This window comes from Falsiroseomonas tokyonensis (assembly GCF_019024325.1).
GTDB classification, from domain to species: domain Bacteria; phylum Pseudomonadota; class Alphaproteobacteria; order Acetobacterales; family Acetobacteraceae; genus Falsiroseomonas; species Falsiroseomonas tokyonensis.
Genome location: NZ_JAFNJS010000009.1, coordinates 59,641 through 71,870, shown reverse-complemented (window position 1 = coordinate 71,870; position 12,230 = coordinate 59,641). Strand labels below are relative to the sequence as shown.

The following is a 12,230-nucleotide window of genomic DNA, read 5'->3' as shown; positions in this document are numbered from 1 at the left end:
TTCAAGCCAGTTCGGGCAGCGCGGCCTCGATGGCGCCGCGATGCGTCTCCAGGAAAGCCGGCAGCTTCAGCGCGGCGCCGAGGCTCTCGGCCGGCTCGTCCACGGCGAAGCCGGGGATGTCGGTCGCGATCTCGAACAGCACATGGCCCGGCTCCCGGAAATAGACGGAGCGGAAGTAGTTGCGGTCCTTCTGCTCCGTCGTGTGCAGGCCGTGATTGGCCGCCAGCTTGCGCACCATCTCGGCCTCCGCCGCATCATCCGCCGCGCGGAAGGCGAGGTGGTGCACCGAGCCGCGGCCGAGGCGTGCCGGCAGGAAGCCGCCGACCTCCTGCAGGTCGACGATGCCGCCGATCGCGGTGCCCTCGGCCTGGTAGCGCGTCACCGAGCCTTCCTTCGCCACCTCGGCGAAGCCGAAGACGTCGGAAAGGATGGCGCCGGTCGCCGCCGTGCGGTCCAGCATCAGCGATACGCTGTGGAAGCCGCGGATCGCGTGTGCCACCGGCACCTCGCCATTGTCCCAGGCGGGCTCGGATTCGATGCCGGGGATGCCGGCCAGCGCCAGGCGCAGCCCGTCCGGGTCGCGGAAGCGCAGCAGAGTCTCGCCGAAACGCTGCGCGCGTTCCACGCCGTAGGACTGCAGGCGGCTGGTCCAGAAGCCGATGGCCGAAAGCGGGATGCGGAACACCGTCTCCTGCAACTCGCCGGCGCCGGCGCGGCCGGGGGCGGCATGCTCCCAGGGGAAGAAGGTCAGGATGGTGCCGGGGCTGCCGCCGGCGTCGCCGTAGTACAGGTGGTAGGCGCCGGGATCGTCGAAGTTCACCGTCTTCTTCACCAGGCGCAGGCCCAGGGTGCGGGTGTAGAAGTCCAGGTTGTCCTGGGCGCGGCCGGCGATGGCCGTGACATGGTGCAAGCCGTTGCGGGTCATGGGGATCATCTCCTTGCGGAACGCGTCGGCGTTCCCTTGGCGGCAGAGTTAGGCGCTGGCCCGGCGCCGGAGAAGCGCAAAGCGGTTGCACGAATGCAAGCCAAGGATTGCATCTGGACAGATGGCATTGCGCAGGATCATAGCCGGTGGCCGGAGGGGAGCCGCCATGCTGGCCTGGGACGATATCCGCCTGATCCGCGCCATCGCGGAAACCCGCAACCTGCCTGCCGCCGCCCAGCGCCTGGGCATCGACCATTCCACCGTCTTCCGCCGCCTGCGGCAGGTGGAGGCGCAGCTCGGCACCCGCCTCTTCGAGCGGCATCGCAGCGGCTATGCCCTGACCCCGGCGGGGGAGGAAATGGCCGCTTTGGGCGCGCGGATGGAGCAGGACATCACGGGCGTCACCACCCGCATCCTCGGCCAATCCATTGCACCAAGTGGAGAGGTGCGGCTGGCCACCAGCGACAGCCTGCTGGCGGAGCTACTGCTGCCCATGCTGGTCCGGCTGCGGGCGCGGCATCCCGGCATCCAACTGGATCTGGTCACCGGCAACGCGGCGCTGAACCTATCGCGGCGGGATGCGGATATCGCGGTGCGGGCCACGGAACAGCCGCCGCCCACCCTGGTCGGCCGCCGCGTGGCGCGCATCGCCTGGGCGCTGTATGGCGCGGCGGGGCTGGGGGATCAGGCCCCAACGGATCGGGTGGGGGTGGATTGGGTAGGGCTGGGCGAGAATCTGGCAGGGCTGCAGGTGGTGCAGGCGCTGCGTGAGGTGCCGCCGCAGCGCCTGGCCGGGCGTTTCGACACGGTGCTGGGCCTGGCCGGGGCGGTGAAGGCCGGGCTCGGCATCGGGCACCTGCCCTGCTTCCTGGGCGATGCCTGGCCGCTGCTGCGGCGCCTGTCGCCGCCCGAACCCGCCTTCGCCTCCGACCTCTGGCTGCTCACCCATCCCGACCTGCGCCAGGCCCCTCGCATCCGCCCGGTCATGGACCTGCTGGCGGAAGAGATCGCCCAGCAGCGCCCGCTGATCGAGGGGGGCAGGCCACAACCCGAAGGCGTCCCAGTTATGAAATGATGTCGCAGGGGAGCCGCGTTGCAACCGGAAGTGCTACGCGTTCAACTCCAGCGCCAGGATCAGATATCTTGAATTTTGGATTTTTTACGTGAACGATTCGTTGGCGTGATTTAAGCTTGGATTTGGGTGGCTGTCGCAGCGCAGCGGGGAGTGTGGCAATGAGTTCAGGTGGCGAAAGAAGCGGGGCGTCGCGACAACGCGGGGCAACGGATGCCGAATTGGCGGAATTGATGGAAATCTGGCGGATTCTGTCGCCTCCCGAGCGCCTCAAGCTGCTGGGCCAGGTTCGTGCCGCGGCGCGGGAGGAGGCAGGGCCTTCCCCCTGCTGCCATCCTGGCAGGGACCAGCATCGGCCGCTCTAGCGCCGCGCAACCGCGGAATTCACGATCAGCCGGAACCACGGTGCGGCAGCGCCGTTCACCGGCGATGAAACCCGCGAAAGCCGCGCCACGCCTGCGCCAGAAGCTGGCCGCTGGCACCGGCATGACCCTCGGCGCCTGGCCGCTCGCCGCGCTGGCGGTGCCTTTCTGCGGGCCGCCGCCGATGCCGGGCGGGGCGGCCTGGAATACGCATCCGTTGCTGATCGGCGGCCTGCTGCTGGGCGCGGTCCTGCTTTTCGCCATGCTCCGGCGCTGGCCGGATTCGCGCGGCAGCGGCCCGACCTGGCCGATGCTCGGCTGGGTGGTGCTGGCCTTGGCGCTGGCTTCGCCGATCTGCAGCCTGTCGGTCGCGCTGTTCAGCCTGCGGGTGACGCAGCACCTGCTGGTGGTGCTGGGGGCCGCGCCGCTGCTGGCGCTGGCGGCGTTGCGGCTGCGCCTGGTGGCGCGGGCCGGCGTGGGGCTGCCCGTGGCGCTGTTCGCCGTGCTGCTCTGGCTTTGGCATGTGCCCGGGCCGTATGCCGCGACCTTCGAAGCGGATGGCATCGCCTATTGGCTGATGCATGGCTCGCTGGTCTTCAGCGCCACCTGGTTCTGGGCGGCGCTGCTGCGGCACGGGCCGGGGCGGCCGCTGGCGGCGGTGGTCGGTGCGCTGGCCACCGCCATCCAGATGGGCGTGCTGGGCGCGCTGCTCACCTTCGCGCCGCGCGCGCTTTACGCCGTGCATGCGCCCGACGTGACGCTACCCTGGGGCTTCACGCCGCTGGAGGACCAGCAGCTGGGCGGCCTGCTGATGTGGGTGCCGGGCGGGCTGCTCTTCGTGGCGGTGCTGGCCGCGGGCCTGGCGCTGGCGATGCGACAGGGCGCAGCGGGCGCCACGCGCTGAGCCTGACGTCTGCGGTCAGCTTGCGACCGCCTCCAGGACCGAGGCGTGGCGGTTGAGGATCGCCTGCCGCGCTGCCTCATCCGTGCAGTCGCGCAGCGCCGCGTCGCAGGTGAGTTCGGCATGGCGGCGCAGATCGGCGCGGCGGTGCGGGTCGTGCTCCACCGTCGCGGTCACGGCCAGCACCTCCAGCAGCCGGATCATCACCGCCGGCTGCCCGGCGCCACCCTGGCGCAGCATGTGGAACATGGCATCGACCAGGCCGGTGTAATCCGTGGCCGGCCGCGCCAGCCGCAGACGGCCCTCGCGATGCAGCTGTCCGGTCGGCAGGCCGCGTCCGGCCAGGCCGCAGAGCGCCGCCCCCAGCCGGTCCACCACGGCGATGGCGGTGAACGGGTCGTTGATCCCGGGGGAGAGCGCGCGCATCCCGACCTCGACCAGCTGCCGCACGGCGAATTCCAGGTCCTGCTCGACGCTGCGCGCATCGCCCAGCACCATCGCTTCGGCGAGCTTCGCCTGGGCTTCCTCCTGCCTGGCGGCGGGGCTGACGCAGCCCACCTCGCTGCCTGGGAAGACGAAGCCGCCGGCGCGCACCTCCAGCAGCAGCAGGGCGTCGCTCTCCGCCGCCCAGTCGGCCAGCGCGGCATCGTCCAGCACGCGCAGATAGCCGCTGCCCGCTGCGTGCAGCGGTGCGGCATCCTGCGGCCGCGGCACCGGATCCGCCTGTCGCGGCTCGTCGCGCGCAACCTGGTCCAGCGCCGCGGTCAGGTCCTTCTGCACCAGCGCCACCACCCGGTCGACGCTGATCGAGGCTGCGACATGGTGCAGGAACCAGATCAGCACGCCGATGCAGGCGAAGGCCATCAGCAGCCCGACGGAGACCGCCAGCTGCGGCACGAATTCGCCCTCCTCCGCCTCATGCACCGAGCGCAGCGCGACCAGGGCATAGGCGAAGGTGGCGACCAGGGCGCCCAGCGCATACTGGTTGCCGGCGTCGCGCGTGAAGTTGCGCAGCAGCCGCGGCCCCATCTGGCTGGAGGCGAGGGTCAGGGCCGCGACGGTGATGGAGAAGGTGGTGCCGGCCACGCCGATGGTCGCGCTGGCAATGACGCCGAGCACGTCCCGCGCCCCGGCGGTGCCGCCGGCATAGACCCAGTACCCCACCCAGTCCGGCAGCGCGACGCCTTCCAGCCGGATCAGCCCGAGTGCGAGCAGGATGCTGCTCACCGTCATCGCCGCCGGGCGCAGCCAGAAGGAGGCGAGAAGATCCGCCCAGAATTGCCGAAGCCGCGCGGCGCCCAATGCTCTCTCTCCCTCAGGCCAAGCCCGACTATGGAACCAGGCAGTTCCTCCTGTCTGCATGGGCGGCGGCTGGAAGGCGCGTCAGCCTGGCCGCGCCGGGACCACGCTCAGCGTGCCATCGGTCTCGAGCACCACGGATTCCGCGCGCTCCGGCCCCGCCACGCCACCGGAGCGCAGCGCCGCCAGCATCTCGGCCTCGGTCACGCGCTGGCGCCGCATCGCCGTCTGCAGCAACCGGCCCTGGTGCAGCAGCAGGGTCGGCTCGGACTTCACCAGGTCGCTGAAGCGGCTGGAGCGCACGGCGAGCCAGGCGACCAGGAACTGCAGCCCGATCAGCAGCAGAAGCGCCAGCAGCCCCTCTGCCAGGGTCACGCTGCGATTCAGCAGCACGGTGGCCAGGGTGGAGCCCAGCGCCACCGTGACCACCAGGTCGAAGGCGTTCAGCTTGGCCAGGGTGCGCTTGCCGGAGACGCGCAGGAACAGCACCAGGGCCGGATACGCCAGGCTGCCGACCAGCACCACGCGCAGCAGGGACTGCCAGTCCCGAAACAGCATCGCGCCGATGTCCAAGCCGTCGTCTCCTCACATCGGCGCGGCGGCCAGTTGGCAACCGTCAGGCGGGGCGGCCAGGTGGCCGCCCCTGATGCAGGATCAGCCGCGATCCTGCTGCTGCCAGAAGCGGTCGATCTGCTGGCGCCGCTGGCCATAGGCCTCGGCATTGACCATGGCATCCGGCTCCACCTTCGGCGCGCGTTCCAGCGCGGCCTCGGTGGTGTCGAGCACGAAGACGTCCATGCCCGGCGTGGCGCGCAGCCGGCTCCACGGCACCGCCACGTAATCCTCCCCAATGCCGAGGAAGCCGCCGCGGGCCAGGATCAGGTAGGTGATGCGGCCCGAATTCGGATCCAGGATCACGTCCTCGACGCTGCCCAGCCAGTTGTCGCGCGGGCTGCGCACATCGGTCCCGGTGATGTTGTCGGCGCGGAAGGCGCGGCCCATTTCCGTCACCGGCCGCGCAGCGACCAGCTGCTGCTGGCGGTAGGTGCCGATGCTGTCTGCATCCACGCCGGCCTCACGCAGGCGGGTGCTGTAGGTGCCGTAGGCCTCGCGCGCCTCGGCCAGCACCATCTGGCAGCCCCGCTCCTCGCCGCGCTGCGCAATGGCGACCGCGCCGGCATGCAGCGTGCGGATTTCCTGCATCGGCGGCATGCGCCAGCCGGTGTTGGACCAGGGGCTTGCCGCGGCGCCGCCGGGGGCCGCCGCTACAGGGCCCGCCATGCCCGGACGCGGCGCGCCGATCGCGCCGCCACCCTGGGCCTGCACATCCGCGGCGCGGGCGCGGGCCGAGGGGCCGCCGCGGGCGGCGACATCGCCGGTGCCGACTGGCGTTTCGGCGGCGCTGCGGTCCCCGCTGGGGCTGGCCAGAGGCGCCGCGGCGGCGCCGCGCCAGCCATAGCCGGCGCGATAGCCGCTCAGCCACAGCCCGTCATCGCGCATGCGCTGGCCGAAGGTCCGCAGGTCCTGCAGGCATTGCTGCGCCACGGCCGGGATGCCGGCGCGGCCCTGGTCGGCCGCCGGTCCGGCCTGCGACGCCGTCTGGCCCTGGGCCATTCCGAGCGCCGGGACCAGGAGCAAAGCCGCCGTCGTGCCGAGAAGAAGATGCTTCATGTGTCGCCTCCATCCTTGTGCGGGAGGCGGTCCGGATCAGCCCGGGCCGCCGGCGGTCGACCGGCGCTGGTCGATCGCCTGTCCCCCGGCGGATCGTGCCGTCGGGGTCGCGGGGCTTGGACCCGTGCCCATCCAACGTGCCGGGGCGCGGCACCGTTCCTCAATTACGGCATAAATCGGGCAAATATCTTCCCAGCTTGGCTGCGCTTCGAAGGAGGAAAATGGCCCCAACCGAGAGCATCTGAGCAATTCGTCGGCGCATGGGCGGGGAAGAAGACCAGGAACGCCTCGAATTGTGATTGATTTCTGAATTTATTGAGGCACTGATCGGTCTAGAAGTTCACCTTGGCTGGCTGATGGCGCGGTTTGACTTGCGCCGAATGTGCGCGGGAAGGATCAGAGCGTGACATCAGGCTATTTCTCCGACAATCCGGGGCGGGTTGTGGTCGGGCAGGTCGGCGGCAGCCTGTGCGCGCCGCTGGCCTTCGCGCCCGCGCGCCTCTTCCGCTTTCATCTCATCGCCATCGCCATCCTGACGGTGGCGCACCTTCTTGTCTGCTGGATGAGGCTGGAGCAGGGGCGCGACCATCTTCTCGGCCTCGCGCCCCGTTTCAGCTTCCTGGGCGAGGCCAGCATCCCTGCCTTCTTCTCCGCCGTGATGCTGCTGGCCACCGCCGGCGTGGCCGCGTTGCTCTCCGGCCTCGAGGAGGGGCGGGGCAGGGCGGATCGCCGGATCTGGCTGTTCATCGCGGGGCTGCTGCTGTTCATGGCGGTCGACGAGGCCACCGCCATCCACGAGTTGTTCGACGCGCTCGGCGCGCAGGAGCCGGAGGACGGCATGCTGTTCAACACCTGGGTCATCCCCTTCGGCGCCCTGGCGCTGTTCTGCATCGCCATCCTGCTGCCCTTCTGGTGGCGGCTACCCGGCCCGGCAAAATGGGGGCTGGCGGCGGCCGCGGCGCTGTTCCTCGCCAGCGCCATCGGCCTGGAACTGCTGGAATCCCGGGTGATGGCCGAGGCGGGGCTGGAGGATGCCTTCGCGCGCTGGGACTACATCCTGATGGTGACGCTGGAGGAGGCGGGGGAAATGCTGGCCGTCGCCATCGCCCTGCGCACACTTCTGCTGCACCTGGCCAGCCTGCGCGGCACGCCGGCAGTGGTGCGGGTGGCGTTGGCCTGACGGAGGGCCTGACCCAAAAGATCGGCGGGTCAGGCGCCGAGCCTCAGGTGCCGCAGAAGGTGGCCAGCACGCGCTCCTCCGGCCGAGCCGGCAGGGCCAGGCGCGCATGGGCGGGCTGGTCCTCGAAGGGGCGCGCCAGCACCTCCACCAGCGTCTCGAAGGGCGCGAAGTCGTCGCGCGCCACGGCGGCAGCGATGGCTTCCTCCACCAGGTGGTTGCGCGGGATGAAGGCGGGGTTGGCCGCCGGCATCGCCGCATCCGGCAGGCCCGCACGCGCCCGCCGCGCGGCCCAGCCCTCCGCCCAGCGGTCGAAGGCGGCGGGGTCGGCGAAGAGGGTCCGCGCCTCGCCGGGCTGCGTCGCCAGGGCCCGGAAGGTCAGGGTGAAGTCGGCCTGGTTCGCCGCCATGCGGGAGAGCAGGTCCTGGATCAGGTCGAGATCCGCCTCCTCCGCCCCGGCCAGGCCAAGTTTCGTGCGGAACACATCGAGCCAGGCGGCCTGGAAGATCGGCGCGAAGCCGGCCAGCGCGGTCTGCGCCGCCTCGATCTGCGCCTCCTCGCCATCCGCCAGCAGGGGCAGAAGCGTCTCGGCCAGCCGGGCCAGGTTCCACTGGGCGATGCGCGGCTGGTTGGCATAGGCGTAGCGGCCGGCATGGTCGATGGAGCTGAAGACGGCGCCGGGGTCGTAGGCCTCCATGAAGGCGCAGGGGCCGTAGTCGATGGTCTCGCCGGAGACCGTCATATTGTCGGTGTTCATCACGCCATGGATGAAGCCGAGGCCGAGCCAGCGCGCGATCAGCGCTGCCTGCCGCGCCACCACGCCCTGGTAGAAGGCCAGCGCTGGGCGTTCGGTCTGGGCGGCCGCAGGGTCATGCCGCGCGATGGCATGGTCCAGCAGGATCCGCACCGCCTCCTCGTCGCCACGGGCGGCAAAGTATTGAAACGTGCCGACACGGATGTGGCTGGCGGCCACGCGGGTCAGCACGGCGCCGGGCAGGGGGGTTTCCCGAAAGACCTCCTCGCCTGTGGTGACGGCGGCGAGCGCCCGGGTGGTGGGGACGCCGAAGGCGGCCATCGCCTCGCTGACGATGTATTCGCGCAGCACCGGGCCGAGCGCGGCGCGGCCATCGGCGTGGCGGGAGAAGGGGGTGGGGCCGGAGCCCTTGAAGGCGATATCGCGGCGCTGGCCGTCACGGTCCACCACCTCGCCCAGCAGCAGGGCGCGGCCATCGCCGAGGCGGGGGGTGAAGTGGCCGAACTGGTGGCCGGCATAGGCCTGGGCGAGGGGTTCGGCGCCCTCGGGCACGGAATTGCCGGCCAGGACATCGGGTGTGAGCGCGGCGGGGTCGATGCCGAGCTGCGCGGCCAGCGCCGTGTTCAGGCGGATCAGGCGCGGGGCGGCGACGGGGGTGGCCGGCTGCCGCGCGAAGAAGCGATCGGGCAGGCGGGCATAGGAATTGTCGAAGGGGATGGGGGCCATGCAGGTGGCTCCTTGCAGTAATGGGCGCAGCGATGCCCCCCACCCAACCCTCCCCCGCAGGCGGGGGAGGGCTTGAGGTCAGGCTTCCAGGAAGCTGCGGAGGGCGCGGCCCTGGTTGGACTGGCGCAGCTTGCCCAGGGCCTTGGCCTCGATCTGGCGGATGCGCTCGCGGGTCACGCCGAAGGTGCGGCCGACCTCTTCCAGCGTGTGTTCGCTGTTCATCCCGATGCCGAAGCGCATGCGCAGGATGCGCTCCTCGCGCGGCGTCAGGTCGCCCAGCACCTTGCCGGCGGCGTCGCGAAGCCCGGCGCGGGCGGCGGCGTCGAAGGGCAGGATCGCGTCCTTGTCCTCGATCAGGTCGCCGAGGCGGGCATCGCCCTCCTCGCCGATCGGCGCCTCCAGGCTCACCGGCTCCTTGGCCAGGCCCTGCACCGTGCGGACCTTCTCCAGCGGCATGCCGAGGCGCGTCGCCAGTTCCTCCGGCGTCGGCTCGCGGCCCGTCTGCTGCGCAAGACGTCGGCCGGTGCGCACAACCTTGCCCACGGTTTCCGTCATGTGGACGGGTACGCGAATGGTGCGGGACTGGTCGGCGATGGCGCGGGTGACGGACTGGCGGATCCACCAGGTGGCATAGGTCGCGAACTTGAAGCCGCGGCGCCAGTCGAACTTCTCCACCGCGCGCATCAGGCCCAGGCTGCCTTCCTGGATCAGGTCGCCCAGCATCAGGCCGCGATTGCGGTACTTCCGGGCGATATAGACCACCAGGCGCAGGTTGGCGCGCGTCAGCTCCTCCCGCGCCCGGCGCATGTCGCGCTCGGCGCCGGCGGCTTCCACATGCAGGCGCCGCAGCTGCGGCGCGGTCAGGCCGCAGCTGGCCTCGATGCGCTCCAGCTCGGCCCGCACCTCGAGCAGGCCCGCCTTCAGGTCACGGAGGCCGGCGCCCTTGGCCGCCCCCTCCAGCCGGGCGGTGGCGCCGGCGGCGCCGCCGTTCCACAGCTTGAGGAAGTCCGCCCGGCTGATGCGCGCGGCCTCGGCCAGGCGCAGGGCGCGGCCGTCCAGCATCATCAGCGCGCGGTTGGCCTCGCGCAGCCGCTCGATCAGCTCCTCGATCCGGGCCGGGCGCAGCCGCAGGCCGGTGACCAGGGCCACCGCCTCCGCCCGCGCCTTGGCCACCACCGCGGCCTTGGCCGAGCCGGCGCCCGCGGCGCGCAGCGCGGCCAGGCCGTCCAGCGCCGCATCCAGCGCGGCCAGCGCCTCCGGCTTCAGCCTGGCGTCGATCGTCGCATGCGGCAGCTCGGCCGCCGCATCCTCGCCCTCCGCCGGCGTCTCGAGCAGAGTTTCCTCGGGCAGGCTGGCGGCGGCGGTCGCCTCCAGCTCGATCACGTCGCGCAGCGGCATGCGGCCGGCGGCGATGGCATCGCGCCAGGCGGTCAGCGCCGCGGCCGTGGTCGGGCTCTCGCAGAGCGCGGCCAGCATGGCGTCGCGCCCGGCCTCGATGCGCTGGGCGATGGCGATCTCGGCCTCCCGCGTCAGCGGCTCGGCCACGCCCATCTCGCGCAGGAACAGCGCGACCGGGTCGTCCGAGCGGCTGGCGGCGGCGGCGGCGGCGGCGCTAATGTTCCGCCCGGCGGGCAGGCCATCGGCCGTCTCATTCGGCTCGTCGGCGGCAAGGGAGGGGCTCTGCGCTTCCTCGTCATCCGCATTGCCGGAGCGCGGGTCCTCGCCTCCGACATTGCCGAGGCCGAATTCTTCCAGCAGCGAATTGGCGGCGTCCTCGATCTCGTCCATCGGCAGGGGGTCGGAGACCAACTCCCCGTCGAAGGTATCGTGATCCGGCAGGCCGGGCAGGGCGGTGGCGGCAGCGTGGTCGAAGGGGCGCGCCCCGTCTTCCGCCGTCTCGTCCCGATCGGTCGCCTTGCGTGCGAACATACCGTCCATCTGTCGATCCGCTCCGCTTCGCCCCGAAGGGGGCCGAAGACTCTTCTTCAACTTGTCACAAACCCCCGCCCAATGGCGCATCCCCGGCCCTTCCGGGGGTGCCGGCAGGCGGGGAGGTCATCGGAAGGGGGACGCGCCGCCGTGGTGGCGAGTGGCCCATATGGGTGGTGGGGCCCGCGCAGACACCCCTTATCGGAAGAAACGGGGCTTTTGTCCCGGCTTTTCTGCATGGCTCGACCGCGCCGGCCTTTCACCGCGGGCAGGGCCTGCCGCATGGCGCCAGCGTGATGCGCCAGGGCCGGCATCAGGCCCTGGTGTCGCCGCCGCCCATACCAACCTGCCATGGATGAAGGAAGTGTTTCTCAACCGCATCGCGACCGCCGTGCCGCGCCACCAGGTGCATGGCGCCTTCCGCGCCTTCGCCGCCGCCCAAGCCCTGGGCCGCGACAGCCGCGCCTTCGCCCGGATGGCCGCGCGGGCGGATATCGCCAGCCGCCATTCGGTGCTGGAACCCTCGGCGCCGGAAGGGTCCGGCACCGTCTGCGGCTTCTACCGCCAGGGCGGCCAATTCCCCGGCACCCGCGCCCGCATGGCGCGGTGGGAGGCCGAGGCACCGGACCTGGCCGGGGCGGCGCTGCGCCGGCTGGGCCTGGAGCAGGAAGGCCCCGGCATCACGCATATCATCGTCGCCACCTGCACCGGCTTCGTAGCCCCGGGCCTCGACCGGCAGATCATCGCCGGCTTCGACCTGCCGCTGAATGTCGAGCGCACCACGGTGGGCTTCATGGGCTGCCAGGCGGCGATCAATGCGCTGAAGCTGGCCTGGCACATCGTGCGCAGCGAGCCGGAGGCGCGCGTGCTGGTGGTCTGCCTCGAGCTCTGCACGCTGCATCTGCAGGACACCACGGCGCTGGAACAGCTGCTGTGCTTCCTGCTTTTCGCGGATGGCTGCGCCGCGGCGCTGGTCACCTCGGACCCTGCGGGGCTACGGCTGGAAGGCTTCGCCAGCCAGGTGATCCCGGCGGCGGCGGACCAGATCACCTGGCGGATCGGCGATGCGGGCTTCGACATGACGCTGTCCGGCATGGTGCCCTTCACGCTGGCGCATGCGCTGCCCGACCTGGCGCCGGCGCTGCATGGCGGGCGCGGCCTGGCGCAGATGCGGCATTGGGCGGTGCATCCGGGCGGGCGGTCGATCCTGGATGCGGTGGCGCATGGGCTGGATCTGCCGGACGATGCGCTCAGCACCAGCCGCGACGTGCTGTCGGACCATGGCAACATGTCCTCCGCCACCGTGATGTTCGTGCTGGCGCGGATGCTGGCGGCAGGGCGGCCGGGGCATGGCTGCGCGCTGGCCTTCGGCCCGGGCCTCTCGGCCGAGGCCATGCGCTTTGAGCTCGGCTGA

The 12,230-nt window shown here is 71.5% G+C and carries 10 protein-coding genes; 4 read left to right on the top strand and 6 right to left on the bottom strand.

Annotated elements, in window-relative coordinates:
• Position 1: 1 nt before the first annotated feature.
• Positions 2-925, bottom strand: coding sequence for a ring-cleaving dioxygenase (locus tag J3S20_RS24265; protein WP_216839442.1), 924 nt, complete (start codon positions 923-925; stop codon positions 2-4).
• A 166-nt stretch (positions 926-1,091) separates the two neighbouring features.
• Between J3S20_RS24265 and J3S20_RS24260 the strand changes: the two genes are divergently transcribed.
• Positions 1,092-2,000 carry a LysR family transcriptional regulator gene (locus tag J3S20_RS24260; RefSeq protein ID WP_246603227.1) on the top strand — a complete coding sequence of 303 codons (909 nt, stop codon included), beginning with the start codon at positions 1,092-1,094 and terminating at the stop codon, positions 1,998-2,000.
• Between the two features lie 426 nt (positions 2,001-2,426).
• Positions 2,427-3,263 carry a cytochrome c oxidase assembly protein gene (locus J3S20_RS24255; RefSeq protein WP_246603226.1) on the top strand — a complete coding sequence of 279 codons (837 nt, stop codon included), beginning with the start codon at positions 2,427-2,429 and terminating at the stop codon, positions 3,261-3,263.
• 15 nt (positions 3,264-3,278) lie between these two features.
• Here the strand turns inward: J3S20_RS24255 and J3S20_RS24250 are convergent, their stop codons facing one another.
• The 3 genes from J3S20_RS24250 to J3S20_RS24240 all read right to left on the bottom strand — a co-directional run bounded on the left by J3S20_RS24250 (position 3,279) and on the right by J3S20_RS24240 (position 6,230).
• The gene (locus tag J3S20_RS24250; protein WP_216839437.1) at positions 3,279-4,562 is read right to left on the bottom strand and encodes a DUF2254 domain-containing protein; all 1,284 of its coding nucleotides are present in this window, start codon (positions 4,560-4,562) and stop codon (positions 3,279-3,281) included.
• Positions 4,563-4,643: 81 nt separating this feature from the next.
• Positions 4,644-5,132 (bottom strand): DUF421 domain-containing protein, encoded by a 489-nt coding sequence (locus tag J3S20_RS24245; RefSeq protein ID WP_246603225.1) that lies wholly within the window; start codon positions 5,130-5,132, stop codon positions 4,644-4,646.
• Positions 5,133-5,213: 81 nt separating this feature from the next.
• The gene (locus J3S20_RS24240) at positions 5,214-6,230 is read right to left on the bottom strand and encodes a PRC-barrel domain-containing protein (protein WP_216839435.1); all 1,017 of its coding nucleotides are present in this window, start codon (positions 6,228-6,230) and stop codon (positions 5,214-5,216) included.
• Between the two features lie 403 nt (positions 6,231-6,633).
• Between J3S20_RS24240 and J3S20_RS30970 the strand changes: the two genes are divergently transcribed.
• A complete protein-coding gene (locus J3S20_RS30970; protein ID WP_216839433.1) occupies positions 6,634-7,410 on the top strand; it encodes a hypothetical protein in 777 nt (258 codons plus the stop codon).
• 43 nt (positions 7,411-7,453) lie between these two features.
• Here J3S20_RS30970 and J3S20_RS24230 read toward each other — a convergent pair whose 3' ends face one another.
• Both J3S20_RS24230 and rpoD read right to left on the bottom strand, forming a co-directional pair.
• Positions 7,454-8,887, bottom strand: a complete 1,434-nt coding sequence (locus tag J3S20_RS24230; RefSeq protein ID WP_216839431.1) for a protein adenylyltransferase SelO — start codon at positions 8,885-8,887, stop codon at positions 7,454-7,456.
• A 78-nt stretch (positions 8,888-8,965) separates the two neighbouring features.
• Complete coding sequence (rpoD, locus tag J3S20_RS24225) at positions 8,966-10,825, bottom strand: RNA polymerase sigma factor RpoD (RefSeq protein ID WP_456305708.1); 1,860 nt, start codon at positions 10,823-10,825, stop codon at positions 8,966-8,968.
• Positions 10,826-11,171: 346 nt separating this feature from the next.
• Here rpoD and J3S20_RS24220 point away from each other — a divergent pair, with 346 nt between their 5' ends.
• Complete coding sequence (locus J3S20_RS24220; RefSeq protein ID WP_216839429.1) at positions 11,172-12,230, top strand: type III polyketide synthase; 1,059 nt, start codon at positions 11,172-11,174, stop codon at positions 12,228-12,230.

What these genes read in the sequence shown, in the direction of transcription:
- J3S20_RS24265 (WP_216839442.1), bottom strand. Translation starts at nt 925, where the DNA reads ATGACCCGCAACGGCTTGCACCATGTCACGGCCATCGCCGGCCGCGCC.
- J3S20_RS24260 (WP_246603227.1), top strand. Translation starts at nt 1,092, where the DNA reads ATGCTGGCCTGGGACGATATCCGCCTGATCCGCGCCATCGCGGAAACC.
- J3S20_RS24255 (WP_246603226.1), top strand. Translation starts at nt 2,427, where the DNA reads ATGAAACCCGCGAAAGCCGCGCCACGCCTGCGCCAGAAGCTGGCCGCT.
- J3S20_RS24240 (WP_216839435.1), bottom strand. Translation starts at nt 6,230, where the DNA reads ATGAAGCATCTTCTTCTCGGCACGACGGCGGCTTTGCTCCTGGTCCCG.
- J3S20_RS24230 (WP_216839431.1), bottom strand. Translation starts at nt 8,887, where the DNA reads ATGGCCCCCATCCCCTTCGACAATTCCTATGCCCGCCTGCCCGATCGC.
- rpoD (WP_456305708.1), bottom strand. Translation starts at nt 10,825, where the DNA reads ATGGACGGTATGTTCGCACGCAAGGCGACCGATCGGGACGAGACGGCG.
- J3S20_RS24220 (WP_216839429.1), top strand. Translation starts at nt 11,172, where the DNA reads ATGAAGGAAGTGTTTCTCAACCGCATCGCGACCGCCGTGCCGCGCCAC.